Genomic DNA, 20863 nt, shown 5'->3' with positions numbered 1-20863 from the left:
ACCCGCGCATTTACTTATTTGGCACGCGGAAATGCGTTGTCATAGACGCTGGAAAGGTGATCAAAATCGAGTGCGGTGTACACCTGCGTGGATGCAATTGATTCATGCCCCAGCAACTCCTGAACCGCTCGCAAATTTTGCGTACCTTGCAACAAATGACTTCCAAAAGAGTGACGCAGCATGTGCGGGTGCAGATGTTGACCCAAACCGCAATTCGCAGCATGGTCAGCGACGTCTCGCTGGGCTTGCCTGACAGTCAATGCCTGCCCCTTGGCGGACACGAACAGTGAAGTTTCTTGCAACCGGCCCAGCTTGACCAAATGACGCTGGCGAGGTTCTACAAATTCTTTGAAACGCGTTTGCAGCGCATCGACCACAGGCACAATTCGGGTCTTGCTTCCCTTCCCGATAACCCGCAGTTCTGCGGCCCCGTTCAAGACGTCAACCCGAAGTGTTAAAGCCTCGCTGATTCGCAAACCAGTGCAGTACAAAAGTTCAATTAATACATGCGCCTGGGCGAACCGAAACCGTTGCGGAAGCGGTATGGCAAGCAATGCTGCCAAAGGATCAACTCCCACCGCCTTGGGCAATGATCGAGGCAGTTTGGGTGTTTTGAGGCCCAAGGTGGGATCAGCCTCGATTGCGCCGTTGTTAAGCAAATATTTAAAAAAACCCCGCCAGCTTGAAGCAATGCGGGCGAGGCTTGCTGGCGCAGCGCCATTTGCATGACGCTGGGCGAGGATTGATTTGAGTACTGAGGCTGTGACTTGGTCATGTGGGCTGCGAATCAAAAGCAGGTCACGATGAGCAGCCTTCACAGAGTTGTCGCTGTAACGACGCTCCAGGCGCAGAAAATCCAGATACCGCTGAATCAGGATTGCGGATTCTGGAGTCTGCTCAGTGCGGCGCATGCGGTTTCAGCCAGTGTATTCAGAAAATCGGTTTCTAAAGTTGGCGAGAATCGGTCTTTGTCTGGTGAGCCGAAACCCAGACAACCAAAGGTCACCGGACTGGCACCAATACGCAAAGGGATCAACACCACCGAGCGGGGTGCCACTTGCTCTCCGTCAAATAACGACAAGGTCGGCGCATTTTCTGCAAAACCACAATAGAGATTTTTCATGTCATCAATCCGGCTCTTGTCGGAATCACCGATTGAACAATCGCTTTCGTTCCACAGCTGTAAACGAACAATTGGTACTACAAATTTCTTTTGGATTGCGTCTACCAGCACGGCAGGTAGATCGACTGCATCTTTGACTGTCAACAATGTGCGGGTAATCGCCTGCAAGTTGCCGATGATGGCTTGATTCTCAACCGCAGCATGGGTCAATTCAACGACACGGAGTTCAAGTGATTTGACTTTCTCACGCATGGTTTGAACTTGACGCTCGTGCAGCGAAGCCACATTCCCGGTGCTTTGCTCGGGCAATTTGATGAAAGCCAAAATACCCGGGTTCTTGATTAAGAAATCGGGATGTGCCTTCAAAAAATCGGCAACCTGAACGGCCTCGTCAGTCATAAGTAAAACTCTCCTTCAAAAACTGTTTGCGCTGGGCCTGTCATCAAAACATCACTGTCCTGTTGCCCACTCCATTCAATGGTAAGCGTTCCACCGGCTTTGACCACGTCTACACGCTCGGCAATAAGCCCCATTTTCATGCCCACGACAGCTGCCGCGCATGCTCCTGTTCCACAGGCCAGAGTTTCTCCCACGCCGCGCTCATAGACGCGAAGGTGAACCTGGCTGCGATCCACCACATGAAGAAAACCGACATTGACCCTCTCGGGAAAACGGGGATGTGATTCCAGGGTTGCGCCGAGGTGCTGAACCAATTCATCAGAGGCAGGTTGTTCCAAAAGTATCACAACATGCGGATTTCCCATGGAAGCGACGCCAACCCACAGCTCTTCGAGCTCAGGACCTAAATCGATCGGGAGCTTGTATTGCGTTAGGGCACCCGCTTTTCGGGTGACCAAACCTTCTGAAATAAATGGCACATTGCCAGGACTGAATTCAGCGGGCCCCATGTTGACTTTGACCCAATTGTGCCTGATCAATTCGGGCTGAATAATACCAGCAAGTGTTTCCACTGTGATTTGATTTTTCTGAGTGAGCCCTTTGTCAAACACATACTGCGCGAAACAACGTGCGCCATTGCCACATTGTTGTACCTCTTGTCCGTCTGCATTGAAGATGCGGTATTTGAAGTCGGCCTGCGAAGAAGATTCGACAACAAGGACCTGGTCTGCACCCACGCCGAAATGGCGGTCGGCGAGTCGCTTGATCAGCCCAGGACTAAGGTCAATTTGACCGGCACAGTTATCGAGCACAACGAAGTCGTTGCCCGCACCGTGCATTTTGGTGAACCTGAGTGTTGTCGGATTAGTCATCTTTGATCTGTTGAGCCATCAATCTGTTTAATTCAGGTGTCAGTATATTCTTGACTCACCCTCTGGGCGGGTTTTGAATCGTTTGTGCAACCACAAGTATTGTGGAATGTTGTCTTTGACCCAAGACTCAATGTGGTGATTCATGGCTTGTGTAGAGTCCGTGTCATCTTCCAGCGGGAAATTGGGTAAAGGTTCGTGAATATGGATGAGGTAACGGCCATTGCAGTATCTCGTGGTGACGGGCACGACCTGCGCCTTGAGCAATTTCGATAATCTGGCCACCGCCGTGACAGTGGCTGCTTTGACACCAAAAAAATTCACGAACACAGAGTCGCGCTCGCCGAAGTCCATATCGGGCAAATAATACAAAGGGCGCCCTTTTTTCATTGCTGCAAGCAAGGGACGCACGCCCTGTTGGCGTGACAAAAGCAATTGCTCCCCGAATTTGGACCGCCCCTCCAATATCAACGAATTTAATACCGGATTTTTCTGGTTGGAATACATGGTGACCATGTCGATTTCAAGGCACAAGCGGCTCCACGCTGCATCCAGACCCAAAAAATGGGGTGCAAGAAAAATGGTGGGAGTCTCGGTGTCAAGAATAGCCAAAGCTTCGGGATTGTCTATTCGAACTCGGTCACGAACTACCCTTTCGTTACCCGACCATAACCAGGCCCGATCCAAAAATGTACGCAGGTAAAAATAAATATGAGCCAAAGCCCAGCGAATGCGCTGGAAATTGGACGAGTCGGGAAAACACAAGGAAAGATTGGTGAGTGCAACCCGGCGACGCTCACGGGCCAATACAAACAGCACCAGGGCCAACAATGCAGACACCGATGTAGAGATGAATCGATAAGCGAAGAATGGCAAACGCGCGAGAGCAAACCAGATTGAAATCAATAACTGCGTCATGATTGCCCTTGTTGGCCAGGCTGACCTTTGGGAGGCTTGTAACGCTCATAGCCCCAATAATATTGATCGGGATGCATCAGAATCAGTTTTTCCATTTCAGCATTCACTTGTGTGGCGGCCTCTACGGGATCAGGACTCAGAGATTCTGGGCCAGGGTAAAGCTCAAGGCAAAACCCTTTACCACCCGGTTTTCGGTAACCGATTGCCAGAACAATTACAGCGCCGGTTGACTGATGCAGTCGACCCGGTAAGGTCATGGTGTAAGCAGGCTGACCAAACATGGGAGCCCAAATGCCCTCGCCTTGGGCCGGGACCTGGTCGGGCAACATCCCGACCGCTTCGCCTCGCCTTAGGGCTTTGAGCAAGATTTTCACACCACCAATCGTGGTGGGAGCCAAGGCGACATTGTCGCGGGCCCGGCTGTCTTCGATGATATTTTGGAGTTCTGCCTTGCGATTGGGGCGATACAAGACCGTGATGGGTGCGCGAGTGGAAAATATCTGGGCCGTGGACTCAAAACTGCCCATGTGCGGGGTTAGGAAAATAACCCCTTTTCCTTTGGATTGAGCCTTTTGGACAACATCCCAACCAGAAATATCGGTACAGCGCCCTGCACCCTTTTGCGTCGACAATCCCCAAAGGAAAGGCAATTCCAAAAGTGCCATTCCGGCATGCTTGACCGAACCTTTCACAGCCGCCAAGCGCAAGGACTCGTTGTGAGGAAAAGCGATTTTTGAGTGGACATCGATTTTTCGACGATAACTGGCCGACAAACCATATACCGCCCAACCCAACCATGCGCCTAGTGCGTGCAGGATTGGCAAGGGAAATACAGACAGGACTTTGAACAAATATTTGATCATGGGGCAGATTGTAACCAGTCCTCGCTTTGCCTTCGCCTCCAAATGTTGTATATTTCCCAAGTTCGCTGAGTTAAATGACAACTTGCGGGGCGAACTAAAACAAATCTGCTAAAGCGTCGCCGGGCTTCAATCGAACATGGCGGCTGTAATAACCCCCTGTTTTATTGGAGCTTTTTTAATGTCTAACGAATTCTTCTTCACCTCTGAGTCCGTGTCAGAAGGTCACCCAGACAAGGTAGCAGACCAGATTTCTGATGCGGTATTAGACGCAATTCTCGAACAAGATCCCAAGGCACGAGTCGCTGCCGAAACCTTGACCAACACTGGCTTGGTGGTAATGGCTGGCGAAATCACAACCACTGCGCAGGTAAATTACATCGAAGTGGCGCGTGATACCTTGAAAAAAATCGGCTACGACAATGGCGATTTTGGTATCGACTACAAAAGCTGCGCGGTGATGGTTTGCTACGACCGACAAAGTCCGGACATTGCTCAAGGCGTGGACAAAGCCCATGACAACGACCTGGACCAAGGCGCTGGCGATCAGGGCTTGATGTTTGGCTATGCTGTCAATGAAACCCGTGAGTTGATGCCGCTGGCGATCAGCCTTTCTCATCAGCTGGTTCAACGCCAGAGCCTGTTGCGCAAGGATGGACGACTGCCTTGGCTGCGCCCCGATGCGAAATCGCAGGTGACGATCAAGTATGTAGACGGAAAACCTTATTGCATCGACACCGTTGTACTTTCCACACAACATTCGCCGGACATCGAGTTGGCTACGCTGCGGGAGGCGGTGATTGAAGAGGTCATCAAACCGGTGTTGCCCAAAGAGTTGATCAAAGGCGACATCAGTTATTTGGTGAACCCGACTGGCCGCTTTGTAATTGGTGGACCTCAAGGCGATTGTGGTTTGACTGGTCGCAAGATTATCGTGGACACCTACGGTGGTGCCGCACCCCACGGTGGTGGTGCATTTTCCGGCAAAGACCCCTCGAAGGTAGACCGTTCCGCCGCATACGCAGGTCGATACGTGGCCAAAAACATTGTCGCAGCTGGTTTGGCAGAAAAATGCCTGGTGCAGGTGAGCTATGCGATTGGCGTGGCACGCCCTACTTCCATCATGGTAAATACTTTTGGTACCGGAAAAATTGACGACGGCGCAATTACAGAATTGGTCAGAGCCCATTTCGACCTGCGTCCCAAAGGTATCGTTCAGATGCTCGATTTACTGCGCCCGATTTATGCAAAAACAGCCGCCTATGGCCACTTTGGCCGCGAGGAACCAGAATTCAGCTGGGAACGCACGGACAAAGCCGAAGCGTTGAAAGCAGCCGCAGGCATTTGACACCAACAGGGTTGATCAGGACAGGGCTCGCTTGAATACCGCTTGGCCTTCCTGAACCAACCCTGTTACAATTTAGGCCGTTCGAGGAGCGTTGCGACACACCCATGCTTTTTGGGGTGCTAGGCTCGAACAAGAAATAAACAACGGCGCTCACGCTTCTTTCTTTATGAACTTTAAAAAGGAGGGCGTGATGAACGCCATTGCAAAACCTATCACCGCTAACGGCGAAAACGATTTTTTCGTAGCCGATATGTCTCAGGCCGATTTTGGCCGCAAAGAAATTGCAATCGCAGAAACCGAAATGCCTGGCCTAATGGCCATTCGCAAGGAATTTGCGGTATCCCAGCCTTTGAAAGGCGCCCGTATCACCGGTTCACTGCACATGACCATTCAAACAGCTGTGCTGATTGAAACATTGGCAGCGCTGGGTGCAGAAGTGCGCTGGGCCTCTTGCAATATTTATTCAACACAAGACCATGCTGCCGCCGCAATTGCTGCCGCCGGCATTCCTGTGTTCGCCTTCAAAGGCGAGTCGCTGACCGACTATTGGAATTTCACCCACCGCATTTTCGAATGGGCAGATGGTGGTTATTCCAACATGATTCTGGACGACGGCGGCGATGCAACGATGTTGCTGCACCTGGGCACCAAGGCTGAAAAAGACATCAGCGTACTGAACAACCCAGGCAGCGAAGAAGAAATTTGCCTGTTTGAATCCATTAAGAAAACGCTGAAGACTGACCCAAGTTGGTATTCCAAGCGCTTGAAAGAAATCAAGGGCGTGACTGAAGAAACCACAACTGGTGTGCACCGTTTGTACGAAATGCACAAGAAGGGCGACTTGGCTTTCCCTGCAATTAACGTAAACGATTCTGTAACCAAGTCCAAATTCGACAACCTGTATGGCTGCCGGGAATCACTGGTGGATGGTATCAAGCGTGCAACCGATGTAATGATTGCCGGTAAAGTGGCTGTTGTTGCTGGTTATGGCGACGTGGGCAAGGGCTCTGCTCAGGCATTGCGCGCCCTGTCTGCCCAGGTTTGGGTTACAGAAATCGATCCGATCTGTGCGCTGCAAGCTGCCATGGAAGGCTATCGCGTAGTGACCATGGATTATGCAGCAGACAAGGCTGACATTTTTGTGACTGCCACGGGCAACAAGGACATCATCACCCATGACCACATGGTCAAGATGAAAGACCAGGCCATCGTCTGCAATATTGGTCACTTTGACAATGAAATCGACATTGCTAGCGTAAAGAAATACCAGTGGGAAAACATCAAACCACAGGTTGACCATATTATTTTCCCGGATGGCAAGCGCATTATCATGTTGGCTGAAGGTCGTTTGGTGAACCTGGGTTGCGGCACTGGCCACCCCTCTTTCGTGATGTCTTCAAGCTTTGCCAACCAGACGATTGCACAAATCGAGCTGTGGACTAATACGGAAAACTACCCCGTGGGTGTTTATGTATTGCCCAAGCACCTGGACGAGAAAGTAGCCCGCTTGCACTTGATGAAAATTGGCGCGCAGTTGACTGAACTGAGCACCGCACAGGCGAGCTACATTGGCGTAAATCAGGACGGCCCTTACAAGCCGGACCACTACCGCTATTAATCAGGACAGACCTACCCTTGCGCGCTGACCTGGCCTTGGTTGAAAAAGGCTTGTGCCCCTCAAGGGCGCAAGCACAGACTTTGATTGAGCAAGGAAAAGTGTTGGTACGCAATGGTGTAGTTCATGCCCCTGTTGTTGTCAAAAAAGCATCGCAGCAGATCGAGCCCTTCATGACGTTGGAATTGATTCACTGCGATGCCCCTAGTTTTGTATCGCGCGGTGGATTGAAGTTGCACCATGCGCTTGAACACACCCAAATTGAAGTCCGCGGCAAGCGTTGTATTGACTTGGGGCAATCTACCGGGGGGTTTACTGACTGCCTTCTTCAACGTGGGGCGCTCAGCGTGACAGGAATTGATGTTGGACGGGATCAGCTACACCCCAGCCTGAGAGCACATCCTGCTGTAATGGCCATGGAAGGCATCAACTTGTACAAAGTGAATGCCGGCGAACTTGAGCAGGACATCGTCAGACTGAAACCAGAATTCATGCCTTTTGAGCTGGTTGTGGCAGATTTGAGTTTTATTTCACTTCGCAAGGTGCTGCCCAATATCGCGCTGCTTATGCCTGCGAATTGCGAAGGTTTGTTCTTGGTTAAACCTCAATTTGAAGTTGGACCAGAACACATTGGGAAAAATGGTTTGGTGAAATACCTCGAGAACCTCATTGCTCAACTGGAAAACGATGTGAAGACTTGCTGCGCGCTACTCGACCTGACCGTGAATGATTTTTTCGCGTGTGAGTTGAAGGGTGGTGACGGCAACCAGGAATATTTTGTGTACGCAGCGAAGAATTCACTTGCTGCGGAGAACCAATAACACAGTGAATAAACACACCATGATGAATATCAGCTTTGAGTTTTTCCCCGCGAAAACAGATGAAGGCGCAGAGAAATTGCGCGCTACGCGTGAAAAACTGTCTGAACGAAAACCCGAGTTTTTTTCGGTAACCTTCGGTGCCGGTGGTACAACCCAGGACGGAACACTTTCAACTGTGCTGGAAATCAAGGCTTCAGGCGAAGAGGCGGCGCCACATCTGTCGTGCGTCGGCTCATCCAAAGAGAAAGTAGCCGCTTTGCTGAAACAATACAAAGAAAACGGAATCAAGCGTATCGTCGCGCTTCGTGGAGACTTGCCCTCTGGCATGTTGGAGACAGGCTCGTTTCGCTATGCGAGCGAGTTGGTGGAGTTTATTCGACAGGAAACAGGCGATCATTTCTTTATCGAGGTAGCCGCTTATCCAGAAACACACCCACAAGCAAAAAGCCCAGCAGCCGATGTGGATGCATTTGTACACAAAGTGAATTGCGGTGCAAATTCAGCGATTACGCAATATTTCTTCAATGTGGATGCTTTTTTGTATTTCCGTGATCAGGTTCAGCATCGCGTTTCAATACCGTTGATCCCCGGCATTATGCCGATCACGAATTTCAGTCAACTTGCCCGTTTTTCTGACGCTTGCGGTGCAGAAATTCCGCGATGGATGCGCACCCGATTACAACATTTTGGTGACGATCGAGAGTCAATTCGCGCGTTCGGGCTGGAGGTCGTGTCGAACCTGTGCGAACAACTAATTAAGGAAGGTGCCCCCGGTCTGCACTTTTACACCATGAACAATGCACAACCAACGTTGTCTGTTCTGGATCAAATCGGCTATTAAGAACACCCTGGGCGAGTGGAAATCAGCTCTCGCTCAGTAGCAATATAATCGAGCAGCACATCATGCTTTTCTGAAAAGTCATACGTGGATTCAGTCGAAGCGTAGGCAACACCGACTACCAGGGGCTTGTGCGACATTTGACTCAAAGTGCGGTCATACCAACCTGCGCCATATCCCAGTCTGGCACCTTTCCTGTGAAAGGCGAGACATGGAACAATCAAGACAGAAGGCTGAACCCAGGACTTGGATTTTGGAACTGGTATATCGTATCGACCAACTTCCAATTCCAGGTCGGGAGCAAACTGCGCGAACTGCAAAAAATGTTCTGTTGGGGACTCGCAACACACTGGCAAGGCCCATAAAAAGGCATTAAGGGCCAAATTATTCATGATGCCCAGTACATTCGGCTCGCCGCGCGTGGGATAGAACAGACCCACAGTGCAAGGCTGGAATGTTTGGAGTAGAGTTGAGACAGAAATCGAGATGTCTTGGCTCAGCGCATGGCTTTCATCAAGCTGCAGCTGATTTCGATAGGCCAACGCACTTTGCCGCAATGATTTTTTCATGACAGGAACAATGACAATTTCTCACCACATTTCACGTTGGATTTCGCTACCCTTGTTTGTATTGGGCGCTATGGCATTTCAACCCGCTTTGGCCAGCAAGGAAAGTGATTCAGAGTTGATCAAACAAATCAAATCTGCGTATGCCGATGGCGCGTATGACAAGTTTAACCGCTTGGCCGCCGACCTGCCGCAAAAAAGCATATTTAGACCCTACGTGGACATTTGGCAGTTTCGCTTTTTTCAGAAAGGTGTGGAGAAGCAATTCCCTGACCAGGAATTGGTATGGAATAAATCTGAAATTTTGCCGTTGCTGAACAAACACGACAACAGTTGGCCTGCTGAAACGCTACGACGCGACTGGCTGGAGCAACTTGCGCGTACCGCCCAATGGACCGATTATGCGGAACAGCGACAACACTTGCGTTATCGCCCAGATCAAGGGGTTGAGTGTGCCGACTTGATGTACTCCGCCGAGCAGGGTCAGTTGGTGAGATACAAACTGGATGCTGTACTGGGGTTTGACAAACGCTTGCCCAAAACATGCCGGGTGTTATTGAAAAATCTTTACAAGCGCGGAGGCGTTAGCGCGCAGGACCTGGATCGCCATGTGTTGCAAATGGTGGCTGCAAACCAGCTGACAAATTCGATCAAGTTCGTTGAAGAATTCAACGACACCGCTTGGGGCAAAGCAATTGATAGCCAAACTTTGAGGGAGGCTATTTTCAATCCCGACAAGTATCTTAAATCTCCAAGTCGCTCTACGGACACTGACCTTTATTTGACAGGCGCACTGGCCAGAAAAGCTGTCGATGACCACGAACGAGTGGCACGACAAATTGCAGAAAACTACCAAAGCAAACTTTCACCAAGCTCGGAACAATGGTTATGGGCACACGTTGGGTACCGTGCCGGCTTGGTGTGGGACAGAAACGCACTGAATTACTTCAAGCGCAGTAACCCTGACGTGATGAGCCAGGAACAACAGGAATGGAAAGTGCGCGCCGCACTCCTTTTAGAAGACTGGAATGCAGTGCTTCAGGCCACCAATGAGATGAGCCCTAACGTGAAAGAAGACCGGGCCTGGACCTACTGGCGCGGACGCGCTATGGCACAGTCAGGCAAATTGGTGGAGGCCAGACAAGAATGGATCAAAGCCAGCAGTCCGTTTTCTTTTTATGGAAAACTGGCTCACGAAGAACTGGGTGATACGGTTACAGCACCCAAGCGACCCGAATTGTTGAGTGCTGCAGAGCTGGATTGGGCAAAAAAACACCCGGGCCTAGCACGCTCACTTGCGCTTTACGATGCGGGCTTGCGTACAGAAGGATTCTGGGAGTTCAACCTGCAAGTTGCGCAAATGAACGACCGGCAATTACTTGCTGCTGCCACTTGGGCTGAACGTAACCAGTTGTATGACCGCGCGATTGCGGCCGCAGACCGAACCGAAGCTGAACATGACTTGGGTTTGCGCTACCTGACGCCGTTTCGCGACAATATGCGAGCGAAAACCAAGGAAATTGGTGTGGATGAATCGTGGGTGTACGGCTTGATTCGCCAAGAATCCCGCTTTGTAACCATTGCCCGTTCTGGCGTGGGTGCCAGTGGTTTGATGCAGGTAATGCCAGCTACCGCCAAGTATGTAGCGAAGAAAATCGGTTTGTCCGACTTCAAACCAACTGATATCACCGAAATTGAAACCAACCTGACCTTGGGTACCAGTTACCTGAAAATGGTATTCGAGCAGCACGACCAGTCACCCGTACTGGCTTCGGCTGGGTACAACGCGGGGCCAAGCCGCCCTTCCCTGTGGAAACGCCGCCTGGGTGACAGGCAAATTGAAGGGGCCATTTTTGCAGAGTTGATTCCTTTTGATGAAACCCGGGGTTATGTGAAGAACGTGATGTCCAATACGGTGGCTTATTCCCTGCTGTTGAACAATGCCTCGACCCCTTTGAAACAAAGACTGGGTATCATCTACGGATCCAAGTAATTAGGTTGATGCTGTTGCTATGAGTAAAACGAAAAATGTATTGGTAATCGGTGGTTCGGGCTTTCTGGGCCAGGCTGTTTGTAATCAACTGGCCAAATCGGGTTACCGAATTACAGTGCCTACCCGTCGCTATGACAAGGCGAAGCATTTGCTGACCCTGCCCACTTGTCAAATTGTTGAAGCGAATATTCATGACCGCGCCACCTTGGGTCGCCTTGTCTCAGGGCAAGACATCGTCGTGAATTTACTGGGCGTGCTTCACAGCAAACCGGGTAAACCGTATGGCCAGAACTTTCGGGTCAATCATGTTGAATTTCCAAAAGCGTTGTGTACAGCGATGTCAAAGCATGGTGCAAAGCGCATCGTCCACATTAGCGCGCTGGGTGTGGGCGTACAAAACCCTGCACCATCCATGTATCTTCGCTCAAAGACAGATGGTGAAGCCGTAGTCAAAGACAGCGGATTGGCCTGGACAATTCTTCGACCCTCGGTTGTGTTTGGTCGTGAAGACAAGTTTTTGAACACCTTTGCCTCACTTGCAAAGATTGCGCCTTTCATTCCATTGGCTGGCGCGGACGCCCGTTTTCAACCGGTGTCCGTCAGTGATGTCGCCAAAGCTGTATTTGCATGTGTAGAGGACCAGGGCAAGGACACGCTGCACAACACCTATGACCTGGTCGGCACCGAGATATTCACGCTCAAAGAGTTGGTGAGGCTTTCGGCCCGTGCAGTGGGCAAGAATCCGCTGATATTCGGTATTCCAGATGTTGCGGCAAAAGCCCAGGCGTTTTTGATGGAACTGGCACCCGGAGAGCCGCTCATGAGTCGAGACAATGTCGATTCGATGAAAATTGACAATATTCGGACCTCGGGCAGAGCGTTTCCCTTGCCCAGCTACGAGTGCTTGTCCGTAGTTGCCCATGAATACTTGAGAGCCAAGCATTTACCCTCTGATCTTGATGAATTTAGGACCCGGGCTCACCGGCAAGACTAGCCCTTAAGCCTTGATTCATCGTACAATGTCGCTTTGCATAACGCAGCCGCACGTCGACCGATTGGCTGCGTTTGTTTTTAGAGCCCGCGTTTTGCCTGAACACTGCTGATAGAGAGTTTTACCGTGACAGACCACTTGATGAAAACCTACGCCCGCCAGCCTATTGCCTTCACCCACGGTGACGGCGCCTGGCTGTGGTCCACTGATGGAAAAAAGTACCTGGATGGTCTTTCCGGTATCGCGGTAAACGGTTTGGGGCACAATCACCCAAAACTGGTCAAAGCGATTGCGGAACAAGCTGGCAAACTGATTCACACCTCGAACCTTTACGGCATTGTGGAACAGGCTGAACTGGCCGACCGCCTGTGCGAAATTTCTGGCATGCAGGAAGCTTTTTTCTGTAATTCAGGCGCAGAGGCCAACGAAGCAGCCATCAAACTGGCGAAATACTACGGCCACAAAAAGGGCATTGAGAACGCGAAAATCATTGTGATGGACCGCGCCTGGCATGGCCGCACACTGGCAACGCTTGCTGCAACCGACAGCCCGAAAGCCAAAGTGGGTTTTGGCGACTTGCCGGGCGGATTTGTACGCGTGCCGTATAAAAACTTTGCAGCCATTGAACAGGCCGCTGACGAACATCCGGAAATTCAAGCCGTATTGCTGGAAGTGCTGCAAGGCGAAGGCGGCATTAATGTGGCTGATACGGAATACCTTCAGGCGTTGCGCAAGCTGTGTACGGCCAAAGGCTGGCTTCTGATGATTGACGAGGTGCAGAGCGGAATTGGACGTACTGGAAAGTGGTTTGGTTATCAGCATGCTGGTATTCAGCCTGATGTGATTACCTTGGCCAAAGGGCTTGGATCGGGTGTGCCCATTGGAGCCTGCCTTGCCGCTGGTCCGGCAGCTGACGTATTCACACCCGGAACCCACGGCACCACTTTTGGCGGTGGCCCCTTGGTTTCAGTCGCCGCCCTGGCAACCATTCAGATCATGGAAGAGGATGGTCTGCTGGAACATGCCGAACAAATGGGGCAACTGATTCGTGCCGTTTTGTCACGCGAGCTGGCAGGTATTGCTGGTGTAAAAGACATTCGCGGACGCGGTCTGATGGTGGGTGTTGAATTGTGGAAACCTTGCGGTGAACTGGTTGCCATTGCACGCGACAAAGGTTTGATTATCAACGTGACCCGAGACAATGTGGTGCGCTTGTTGCCACCATTGGTGATTAAAAAAGAAGAAGCAGAAACGCTGGCCATGGAATTGGCCCCATTGATTAAAGCGTTTCTTGAACAATCCGCATAAGGAGGAACCGGCCTGCCAGGCAAGCCGGTCTACAAAAATGCCTATCAAACATTTTTTGCAATTCAACGACATCAGTAAAGCTGAGTTCGAATACCTGATGCAATCGTCGCGCGACGTGAAGGCGCGATTCAAGCGTTATGAGCCTTACTATCCGCTGCAAGACCGCACACTGGTGATGATTTTCGAGAAAGCATCCACGCGCACGCGCCTGAGCTTTGAAGCGGGCATGCACCAGCTGGGCGGGTCGGCCATTTACCTGAACACGAAAGACTCCCAATTGGGTCGCGGTGAACCGGTGGAAGACGCTGCACAGGTGATTTCACGCATGTGCGACATTGTAATGATCCGCACTTACGAGCAAGAAATTATCGAACGTTTTGCTGCCAACAGCCGTGTGCCGGTGATCAACGGGCTAACCAATGAATACCATCCTTGCCAGATTCTGGCGGATATTTTTACATTCATTGAGCACCGCGGCAGCATTCAAGGCAAGACAGTGGCGTGGGTGGGCGATGGCAATAATATGTGTGCCACCTGGCTACAAGCTGCGGAATTGCTGGACTTCAAAGTCAATATTTCCACACCCAGCGACTACAACATCGACCCGGCTAAAACCAATATCAAGGGTACCCACCATGAGTGGTTCGAAGACCCGATGGACGCCTGCAAAGGCGCTGACTTGGTAACCACCGACGTGTGGACCAGCATGGGCTTTGAGAATGAGAACAAGGCGCGCCGCCGCGCGTTTGCTGACTTTCAGGTAGACACTGAAATGATGGATGTGGCCAACCCGGAGGCACTGTTTATGCACTGCCTGCCCGCCCACCGGGGCGAGGAAGTGGCGGCCGAAGTGATTGACGGGCCCAAAAGTGTGGTGTGGGATGAGGCAGAGAACCGCCTGCATACGCAAAAAGCCTTGATGGAATTCCTTTTGTTGGGCCGCAAGTAAGCGGACCTGTAACAACCCTTTTTGAATCGAGAACCATGAGCGATATTAATAAAGTAGTACTGGCCTATTCAGGCGGTTTGGACACCTCAGTCATCTTGAAATGGCTGCAAGACACCTACGGTTGCGAAATCGTGACATTCACGGCCGATTTGGGCCAAGGTGAAGAACTTGAACCTGCGCGCCAAAAAGCGCTGAAGTTTGGCATCAAACCCGAGAACATTTACATCGATGACGTGCGCGAAGAATTCGTACGCGACTTCGTATTTCCAATGTTCCGTGCCAACACCGTGTACGAAGGCGAGTACCTGCTGGGCACCTCGATTGCTCGCCCGTTGATCGCCAAGCGATTGATCGACATTGCACGTGAAACTGGCGCAGATGCCATTTCCCACGGTGCAACCGGCAAAGGCAATGACCAGGTTCGTTTCGAACTGGGTGCTTATGCGCTGATGCCCGGCGTAAAAATTATCGCGCCTTGGCGTGAATGGGATTTGCTAAGCCGCGAAAAACTGCTGAAGTACGCAGAAGACGCTGGCATTGAAATCGACATGAAGCACAAGAAAGGCGGTGCACCCTACTCCATGGATGCCAACCTGCTGCACATCAGCTTTGAAGGCCGCCACCTGGAAAACCCAAGTGCGGAAGCCGAGGAAGCCATGTGGCGCTGGACAGTCAGCCCCGAAGCGGCACCCGATGAAGCTGAGTACCTGGATATCGAATACGAGAAAGGCGACATTGTTGCCCTGAACGACAAGAAAATGAGCCCAGCCACAGTGCTGACCGAGTTGAACCGCTTGGGCGGCAAACACGGTATTGGTCGCCTTGACCTGGTTGAAAACCGCTACGTGGGCATGAAAAGCCGTGGCTGCTACGAAACCCCGGGTGGCACCATTATGTTGAAAGCACACCGTGCCATTGAATCCATCACGCTGGACCGCGAAGTGGCCCACCTGAAGGACGACTTGATGCCCCGCTATGCAAGCATGATTTACAACGGTTACTGGTGGGCGCCAGAGCGTGTGGCGCTGCAAACCCTGATCGATCACACCCAAAGCACAGTGAACGGTTGGGTGCGCATTAAGCTTTACAAAGGCAACGTGATTGTGGTGGCCCGTGACTCGAAAACCGATTCGCTGTTCGATCAGAATATCGCGACATTCGATGAAGATGGCGGTGCTTACAACCAAGCCGATGCAGGTGGTTTTATCAAGTTAAACGCCCTGCGCATGCGGATTGCCGCCAACGCAAAATTGAAACGCGGCTAAGTAATCAATCGGTTGTGAATTCAATTTAAGAACCGCCACCCAATGTGGCGGTTTTTTTATGCTTGAATCAAATTGGGTTCGGGTTCGATCAATACCCCAAATTTGCGCTGAACACTGGATTGCACATGCTGAACAAGTTGCAACAAGTCGCTGCCAGTTCCAGAACCCAAATTCACCAAAATCAAGGCCTGCTTGCTGTAAACACCCACACCGCCCAGCACATGGCCTTTCAAGCCACACTGCTCAATTAACCACCCAGCCGCAAGCTTTACTTTGCCATGGTCAGCCGGGTAATTAACCAAATTCGGATATTGCTGAATCAGGGCCTGAGCCTGTGCAGTGTCTACAATCGGATTTTTGAAAAAACTTCCACTGTTTCCCAACACGGCGGGATCAGGAAGCTTCTCAGTGCGAATGGCACTGATCGCCTTTAATAAATTCAAGGGACTTAAAGCGCCCAAATCGGAAACTCGCCGAGCAACGTCGCCGTAGCCCAGTACGGGTTGCCACTGAACTGGCAAAGCGAAATCGACTGCGGTTATGACACAGCGACCGAGTTGCGCATGCTTGAAAACGCTGTCGCGATAGGCAAACTCACATTCATCCAACGAGAAAATTCGTGCCGATTGTGTGTCCAGATCAAATGCATGTACTGCGGATACCCGGTCTTTCAGTTCAACCCCATATGCTCCGATGTTTTGCACAGGGCTTGCTCCCACACAACCAGGAATCAAAGCCAGGTTTTCCAGCCCCCCCCAGCCCATGGCTACAGTCCACTCTACAGTGTGATGCCAATTTTCACCTGCTTGCACTCGCAGATGGTGATGAACCCCATCACAACCCAGGTATTGACGCCCCAGCAAGGCCACCTTCCACACCGTGGCGTCCACTTGTGGGGTGGTAAACACCGTGTTGCTGCCTTCGCCCAACAACAAAAAATCTTTTTGCTCTTGCCTGGCGCGGGCAAAAGCCAGCAAATCAGCTGTATTGGCCAGCAAACGCAACTCGCGGGCACGGACTGGCAAACCAAAGGTGTGCAAGGGTTGCAGATCGACGCTGTGGGTGACAGTGTGGGCTGACATAGGGGATGGTCTAGCGATTACAATGAGGCATTATGCTTGAAGGAATGAACTATGCCGTCTTTTGATGTGGTCTGCAAACCGGACTTGATCGAATTGCGCAATGCGGTTGATCAGGTGAACAAGGAAATTGGTACCCGCTTTGATTTCAAGGGGTCGGATTCCAAGGTGGAATTAAACGAAAACACCATCATGGTGTACGCCGACGATGACTTCAAACTGGAGCAAGTCGCGGAGATTATTCGCAACAAATGCGCCAAACGCAATGTAGATGTTCGCTTTCTGACCTTTGACAAGAAAGAAAAAATGTCTGGCGACAAAATCAAGCAGACCGTGACCGTGAAAAACGGATTGGACAAAGACTTGGCCAAGCAGGTGGTGAAGGAAATCAAAGACAGCAAGATGAAAGTGCAAGCCAGTATTCAGGGCGACACGGTGCGAATTCAAGGTGCCAAACGCGACGACTTGCAAAGTGCAATTGCCTTGCTGAAACAGAAAGTGACAGAAACACCGTTGGGTTTCGAAAACTTCCGAGACTAACCGAATTAAGGACATGCCATGAGCGCAGACCATTCACACGACCATGACCATGGTCATGACCACGAACACGAACACGGCCACGATTGCGGCCACAACCACGATGTGGTGTACAACAAATTGGTGAAAGCCAACCACAAAGTGGCCTCGGTGCTGCTGCGCAATGCCAAAACGATTGAACTGACATTTGATGAGCGCCAGGAAGTACCTCACGATGTGAAGGCCACCGATGGCAGCACACTGATTTGCCACCTGCACGACACGGTTGAAGTGGGTGACAAACTGGTGTCCAACACCAACGAGTGGGCTGTTGTTGCAGCCGCGCAAGAAGAACTGTTTGAGATAGCCCGCGGCCAGAAAGGTTTTGAAGAATTTCTGCACGTGGCTGGCTTGAATTTCTGGCCAGTGCAACTGAATGACACAGGTGCTCGCATTGTGGCCAGCCATGAATGCATGCACATGCTGGAACACTTCGAACTGAAGTTCGGCACGTTGACTGCACCAATGCTGGAAATTGTGGTGCCTGAAATCAAACACCACGACTGTTGTGACCACGACCATGGTCACAGCCACGAGCACGGTCATGCGCATGAACACAAACACGGCCCCGATTGCGGCCACGACCACTAAGCAGTAAAAAAGGATTTCCCGGCATGAGAGACGCACAAGCACCCATCACCTTTTATCGCAAAGACTACACCGCGCCGAACTACAAAATCAGTCAGACTGATTTGACCTTCACGCTAAACCCTTCGCGCACCAAGGTGGCAAGCCGCTTGCAGTTTCAGAGCTGGGATGAAAGCACCCCAGATAACGTGCCTCTTGAACTGGATGGGGAAGATCTGGAGCTGGAAATGGTACTGCTTAACGGCGAGAAACTCGACCCAGAGCATTACACCCAGAGCCCCACGGGCTTGAGCATTCACAACCCAGGTCGGGCAGGTGTTCTTGAGATTACAGTTCACATTCAACCCGATCAAAACACTCGACTGGAAGGTCTGTACGTATCCAACGGCAACTTTTTTACGCAGTGCGAGGCGCAGGGATTCAGGCGCATTACTTACTTTCCTGATCGTCCCGATGTTCTAAGCCAATTCACCGTCACACTGATTGCGAACGAGGCCACTCATCCAGTCAGTTTGTCCAATGGCAACTTGCTAGAAGAAAAGCAGTTGGGTGAAGGCTTGCACATGACGCGCTGGGAAGATCCCTTCCTGAAACCTGCTTACCTGTTTGCCTTGGTCGCTGGTCGCTTTGTGTGCCAGGAAGAAACCGTACAAAAAGGCGATGGCAAGCCTGCATTGTTACAAGTGTGGGTGGAGCCGGGCAACCTCGACAAAACCGACTTTGCCATGCAAAGCCTGAAAAAGTCCATTGACTGGGACCGCGCACGTTTTGACCTTGATCTGGATTTAGACCGCTTCATGATCGTGGCCACAGCTGATTTCAATATGGGTGCGATGGAGAACAAGGGACTGAATATTTTCAATACCAAGTTTGTATTCGCCAACCCTGAACTGGCCACTGACGTTGACTTTGAAAATGTAGAAAGCGTGGTGGGCCACGAATACTTCCACAATTGGACCGGCAACCGGGTCACCTGCCGTGACTGGTTTCAACTGTCGTTGAAGGAAGGTTTAACCGTGTTTCGCGACCAAGAGTTTTCAGCGGACATGATGGCCGATGGGCTGGACGAAGCACAGGCAGACTCTGCCCGCGCCGTTAAGCGAATTGAAGATGTGAAAGTGCTACGCGCCGCACAGTTTCCGGAAGACGCTGGGCCCATGGCCCACCCGATCCGGCCAGACAGTTATCAGGAAATCAACAATTTTTACACGGTCACCGTGTATGAAAAAGGTGCAGAAGTGATTCGCATGCAGCACACGCTGCTGGGCGAACATTTGTTTCAGCGCGGCATGAAAATTTATTTTGAACGCCACGATGGTCAAGCTGTGACCTGTGAAGATTTTGTCAGCGCCATGGAAACGGCACTGCAAGAAGACCATCCCGAACTGGATTTGAAACAGTTTCGCCATTGGTATTCCCAAGCTGGAACCCCGGAAGTGTTTGCCAGCTGGAAACAAACAGAAGACAAACTGGAACTGACGCTGAAGCAACATTGCCGCCCGACCCCAGGGCAGAGCAAGAAACCAGCTTTTCACATTCCGGTGAAACTGGGTTTTGTCGATCAAGCGAGCGGACTAGACATGCCATTGAAGCTGGTCGGCCAGCCAGGCGCACTTCATGGCGATGTACTGGACTTCACCGAAGCAGAGCAAACATTTGTATTCACCGGACTGGACAAACCGGTGGTGCCTTCACTACTGCGCGGATTTTCCGCACCGGTGATGCTGCAAACTGCGCACAACACAGATGATTTGATCTTTTTGGCCGGACACGACAACGACCCTTTCAATCGCTGGGATGCCTGCCAAAAGGTATACGGCAAAGCCATTCTGGACATCTACTTGCAACGCGGACAAACCGACAGTTCAAATACGCAGGCGGCCGTACAAATTGTGGGTAACCTGTTGAATGACAGGCAATTGTCGGACGGCTTTCTGGCTTTGGCCTTGCAATTGCCCAGTGAAGGAACCTTGCTTGAGGCATTTGATGGCTTGGTCGACCCTGTCGCCATGCATTTTGCACGCACCACGCTGCGCGATTTGCTGGCCTGTACCTTTGGGGCCGAGTTCAACGAAATTTACGAAGCGCGCCACACACCTGGGCAACCATACGACTACAACGCGGTGGCTGCAAGCCAGCGTGCATTGAAAAATGTGGCCTTGGCTTATCTGGTGGCTGCAGGTGGTGATGACGAACTGATTGTCGCCAAGACGCAGTACGCAGCCTCGAACAATATGACTGACCGCATGGCGTCGCTGAGCAACATTGTGCACAATGGGCCAGCCAATCCAGCGGAACTTTCAGAGTTCTTTGACCGTTTCAGAAACGAAGCGCTGGCCGTGGACAAATGGTTCATGTTGCAAGCCACCGTGCCCGCCAGCAATGAAAGCGTCAACACCCTGAATACAGTGCGTGCATTGTTGAAGCATCCCTCATTTACGCTTAAAAATCCAAATCGCGCACGTTCACTTCTGGCTGCTTTTGCAATGCAGAACCCCAGCGTGTTTCACTCACATTCGGGTGAAGGCTATTCGCTGTGGGCAGACCTGGTGATCGAATTGAATACCATTAACCCGCAAGTGGCTGCGCGCATGGCACGTGGCCTAGACCGCTGGACCAAACTGGTGCCCGCGTTGCAGGAGAAAGCCAGAGAACAGCTGGAGCGAATTTTCAAGACAGACCAGCTGTCGCCCGATGTACGGGAAGTGATCGGCAAAGCGCTGGATGCGGCCACCCATTAATTTTGAATTGAACAGA

At 51.3% G+C, this 20863-nt stretch carries 19 protein-coding genes and 1 riboswitch; of the genes, 12 read left to right on the top strand and 7 right to left on the bottom strand.

Annotated elements, in window-relative coordinates:
• Positions 1-14: 14 nt before the first annotated feature.
• Genes FRIGORI9N_RS02705 through FRIGORI9N_RS02685 form a run of 5 tightly spaced genes read right to left on the bottom strand, consistent with a single transcriptional unit; the run spans position 15 to position 4172 of the window.
• A complete protein-coding gene (locus FRIGORI9N_RS02705; RefSeq protein ID WP_159568360.1) occupies positions 15-911 on the bottom strand; it encodes a tyrosine-type recombinase/integrase in 897 nt (298 codons plus the stop codon).
• Positions 872-1522 carry a DUF484 family protein gene (locus FRIGORI9N_RS02700; RefSeq protein WP_159568359.1) on the bottom strand — a complete coding sequence of 217 codons (651 nt, stop codon included), beginning with the start codon at positions 1520-1522 and terminating at the stop codon, positions 872-874. The genes FRIGORI9N_RS02705 and FRIGORI9N_RS02700 overlap by 40 nt, the downstream gene beginning before the upstream one ends.
• On the bottom strand, positions 1519-2394 hold the full coding sequence (dapF, locus tag FRIGORI9N_RS02695; RefSeq protein WP_159568358.1) for a diaminopimelate epimerase: 876 nt from the start codon (positions 2392-2394) through the stop codon (positions 1519-1521). The genes FRIGORI9N_RS02700 and dapF overlap by 4 nt, the downstream gene beginning before the upstream one ends.
• A gap of 39 nt (positions 2395-2433) precedes the next feature.
• Positions 2434-3309 carry a lysophospholipid acyltransferase family protein gene (locus tag FRIGORI9N_RS02690; protein ID WP_159568357.1) on the bottom strand — a complete coding sequence of 292 codons (876 nt, stop codon included), beginning with the start codon at positions 3307-3309 and terminating at the stop codon, positions 2434-2436.
• Entirely contained in the window at positions 3306-4172 is an 867-nt protein-coding gene (locus FRIGORI9N_RS02685) for a lysophospholipid acyltransferase family protein (RefSeq protein ID WP_159568356.1), read from the bottom strand. The genes FRIGORI9N_RS02690 and FRIGORI9N_RS02685 overlap by 4 nt, the downstream gene beginning before the upstream one ends.
• Before the next feature lie 178 nt (positions 4173-4350).
• On the opposite strand from FRIGORI9N_RS02685, the gene metK reads away from it, so the two are divergent.
• The 4 genes from metK to metF all read left to right on the top strand — a co-directional run bounded on the left by metK (position 4351) and on the right by metF (position 8794).
• On the top strand, positions 4351-5517 hold the full coding sequence (metK, locus tag FRIGORI9N_RS02680; RefSeq protein WP_159568355.1) for a methionine adenosyltransferase: 1167 nt from the start codon (positions 4351-4353) through the stop codon (positions 5515-5517).
• Positions 5518-5594: 77 nt separating this feature from the next.
• Positions 5595-5676: riboswitch (S-adenosyl-L-homocysteine riboswitch) on the top strand.
• A 31-nt stretch (positions 5677-5707) separates the two neighbouring features.
• The gene (ahcY, locus tag FRIGORI9N_RS02675) at positions 5708-7135 is read left to right on the top strand and encodes an adenosylhomocysteinase (RefSeq protein ID WP_159568354.1); all 1428 of its coding nucleotides are present in this window, start codon (positions 5708-5710) and stop codon (positions 7133-7135) included.
• Positions 7136-7152: 17 nt separating this feature from the next.
• A complete protein-coding gene (locus FRIGORI9N_RS02670) occupies positions 7153-7953 on the top strand; it encodes a TlyA family RNA methyltransferase (protein ID WP_159568353.1) in 801 nt (266 codons plus the stop codon).
• 19 nt (positions 7954-7972) lie between these two features.
• Positions 7973-8794: a methylenetetrahydrofolate reductase [NAD(P)H] gene (gene metF / locus FRIGORI9N_RS02665; RefSeq protein WP_159569573.1), complete on the top strand. Its 822-nt coding sequence runs from the start codon at positions 7973-7975 to the stop codon at positions 8792-8794.
• Here metF and FRIGORI9N_RS02660 read toward each other — a convergent pair.
• Positions 8791-9360: a 5-formyltetrahydrofolate cyclo-ligase gene (locus tag FRIGORI9N_RS02660; RefSeq protein WP_159568352.1), complete on the bottom strand. Its 570-nt coding sequence runs from the start codon at positions 9358-9360 to the stop codon at positions 8791-8793. The genes metF and FRIGORI9N_RS02660 overlap by 4 nt on opposite strands.
• On the opposite strand from FRIGORI9N_RS02660, the gene FRIGORI9N_RS02655 reads away from it, so the two are divergent.
• From FRIGORI9N_RS02655 to FRIGORI9N_RS02635, 5 genes are all read left to right on the top strand, one after another.
• The gene (locus FRIGORI9N_RS02655; RefSeq protein ID WP_159568351.1) at positions 9359-11350 is read left to right on the top strand and encodes a lytic transglycosylase domain-containing protein; all 1992 of its coding nucleotides are present in this window, start codon (positions 9359-9361) and stop codon (positions 11348-11350) included. The two genes, FRIGORI9N_RS02660 and FRIGORI9N_RS02655, sit on opposite strands and share 2 nt — an antisense overlap.
• 19 nt (positions 11351-11369) lie before the next feature.
• Positions 11370-12344 carry a complex I NDUFA9 subunit family protein gene (locus tag FRIGORI9N_RS02650; protein ID WP_159568350.1) on the top strand — a complete coding sequence of 325 codons (975 nt, stop codon included), beginning with the start codon at positions 11370-11372 and terminating at the stop codon, positions 12342-12344.
• A 123-nt stretch (positions 12345-12467) separates the two neighbouring features.
• Positions 12468-13649 (top strand): aspartate aminotransferase family protein, encoded by a 1182-nt coding sequence (locus FRIGORI9N_RS02645; protein ID WP_371717133.1) that lies wholly within the window; start codon positions 12468-12470, stop codon positions 13647-13649.
• A 37-nt stretch (positions 13650-13686) separates the two neighbouring features.
• Positions 13687-14598 carry an ornithine carbamoyltransferase gene (gene argF, locus FRIGORI9N_RS02640; RefSeq protein ID WP_159568349.1) on the top strand — a complete coding sequence of 304 codons (912 nt, stop codon included), beginning with the start codon at positions 13687-13689 and terminating at the stop codon, positions 14596-14598.
• A 35-nt stretch (positions 14599-14633) separates the two neighbouring features.
• Positions 14634-15863 carry an argininosuccinate synthase gene (locus tag FRIGORI9N_RS02635; protein ID WP_159568348.1) on the top strand — a complete coding sequence of 410 codons (1230 nt, stop codon included), beginning with the start codon at positions 14634-14636 and terminating at the stop codon, positions 15861-15863.
• A gap of 56 nt (positions 15864-15919) precedes the next feature.
• Here the strand turns inward: FRIGORI9N_RS02635 and murB are convergent, their stop codons facing one another.
• Entirely contained in the window at positions 15920-16945 is a 1026-nt protein-coding gene (gene murB / locus FRIGORI9N_RS02630; RefSeq protein WP_159568347.1) for a UDP-N-acetylmuramate dehydrogenase, read from the bottom strand.
• A 51-nt stretch (positions 16946-16996) separates the two neighbouring features.
• On the opposite strand from murB, the gene FRIGORI9N_RS02625 reads away from it, so the two are divergent.
• From FRIGORI9N_RS02625 to pepN, 3 genes are read left to right on the top strand one after another with little or no spacing between them, the layout of a single operon-like run.
• Positions 16997-17482 carry a YajQ family cyclic di-GMP-binding protein gene (locus tag FRIGORI9N_RS02625; RefSeq protein ID WP_159568346.1) on the top strand — a complete coding sequence of 162 codons (486 nt, stop codon included), beginning with the start codon at positions 16997-16999 and terminating at the stop codon, positions 17480-17482.
• Between the two features lie 18 nt (positions 17483-17500).
• Positions 17501-18109, top strand: coding sequence for a hypothetical protein (locus FRIGORI9N_RS02620; RefSeq protein ID WP_159568345.1), 609 nt, complete (start codon positions 17501-17503; stop codon positions 18107-18109).
• Positions 18110-18132: 23 nt separating this feature from the next.
• Entirely contained in the window at positions 18133-20847 is a 2715-nt protein-coding gene (gene pepN, locus FRIGORI9N_RS02615; RefSeq protein ID WP_159568344.1) for an aminopeptidase N, read from the top strand.
• Positions 20848-20863: the final 16 nt, after the last annotated feature.

Source organism: Limnobacter sp. 130 (assembly GCF_902506325.1).
Classification (GTDB): domain Bacteria; phylum Pseudomonadota; class Gammaproteobacteria; order Burkholderiales; family Burkholderiaceae_B; genus Limnobacter.
This window is presented reverse-complemented; position numbering and strand designations above follow the sequence as displayed.

What these genes read in the sequence shown, in the direction of transcription:
- FRIGORI9N_RS02705 (WP_159568360.1), bottom strand. Translation starts at nt 911, where the DNA reads ATGCGCCGCACTGAGCAGACTCCAGAATCCGCAATCCTGATTCAGCGG.
- FRIGORI9N_RS02700 (WP_159568359.1), bottom strand. Translation starts at nt 1,522, where the DNA reads ATGACTGACGAGGCCGTTCAGGTTGCCGATTTTTTGAAGGCACATCCC.
- dapF (WP_159568358.1), bottom strand. Translation starts at nt 2,394, where the DNA reads ATGACTAATCCGACAACACTCAGGTTCACCAAAATGCACGGTGCGGGC.
- FRIGORI9N_RS02690 (WP_159568357.1), bottom strand. Translation starts at nt 3,309, where the DNA reads ATGACGCAGTTATTGATTTCAATCTGGTTTGCTCTCGCGCGTTTGCCA.
- FRIGORI9N_RS02685 (WP_159568356.1), bottom strand. Translation starts at nt 4,172, where the DNA reads ATGATCAAATATTTGTTCAAAGTCCTGTCTGTATTTCCCTTGCCAATC.
- metK (WP_159568355.1), top strand. Translation starts at nt 4,351, where the DNA reads ATGTCTAACGAATTCTTCTTCACCTCTGAGTCCGTGTCAGAAGGTCAC.
- ahcY (WP_159568354.1), top strand. Translation starts at nt 5,708, where the DNA reads ATGAACGCCATTGCAAAACCTATCACCGCTAACGGCGAAAACGATTTT.
- metF (WP_159569573.1), top strand. Translation starts at nt 7,973, where the DNA reads ATGATGAATATCAGCTTTGAGTTTTTCCCCGCGAAAACAGATGAAGGC.
- FRIGORI9N_RS02655 (WP_159568351.1), top strand. Translation starts at nt 9,359, where the DNA reads ATGACAGGAACAATGACAATTTCTCACCACATTTCACGTTGGATTTCG.
- FRIGORI9N_RS02660 (WP_159568352.1), bottom strand. Translation starts at nt 9,360, where the DNA reads ATGAAAAAATCATTGCGGCAAAGTGCGTTGGCCTATCGAAATCAGCTG.
- FRIGORI9N_RS02650 (WP_159568350.1), top strand. Translation starts at nt 11,370, where the DNA reads ATGAGTAAAACGAAAAATGTATTGGTAATCGGTGGTTCGGGCTTTCTG.
- argF (WP_159568349.1), top strand. Translation starts at nt 13,687, where the DNA reads ATGCCTATCAAACATTTTTTGCAATTCAACGACATCAGTAAAGCTGAG.
- FRIGORI9N_RS02635 (WP_159568348.1), top strand. Translation starts at nt 14,634, where the DNA reads ATGAGCGATATTAATAAAGTAGTACTGGCCTATTCAGGCGGTTTGGAC.
- murB (WP_159568347.1), bottom strand. Translation starts at nt 16,945, where the DNA reads ATGTCAGCCCACACTGTCACCCACAGCGTCGATCTGCAACCCTTGCAC.
- FRIGORI9N_RS02625 (WP_159568346.1), top strand. Translation starts at nt 16,997, where the DNA reads ATGCCGTCTTTTGATGTGGTCTGCAAACCGGACTTGATCGAATTGCGC.
- FRIGORI9N_RS02620 (WP_159568345.1), top strand. Translation starts at nt 17,501, where the DNA reads ATGAGCGCAGACCATTCACACGACCATGACCATGGTCATGACCACGAA.
- pepN (WP_159568344.1), top strand. Translation starts at nt 18,133, where the DNA reads ATGAGAGACGCACAAGCACCCATCACCTTTTATCGCAAAGACTACACC.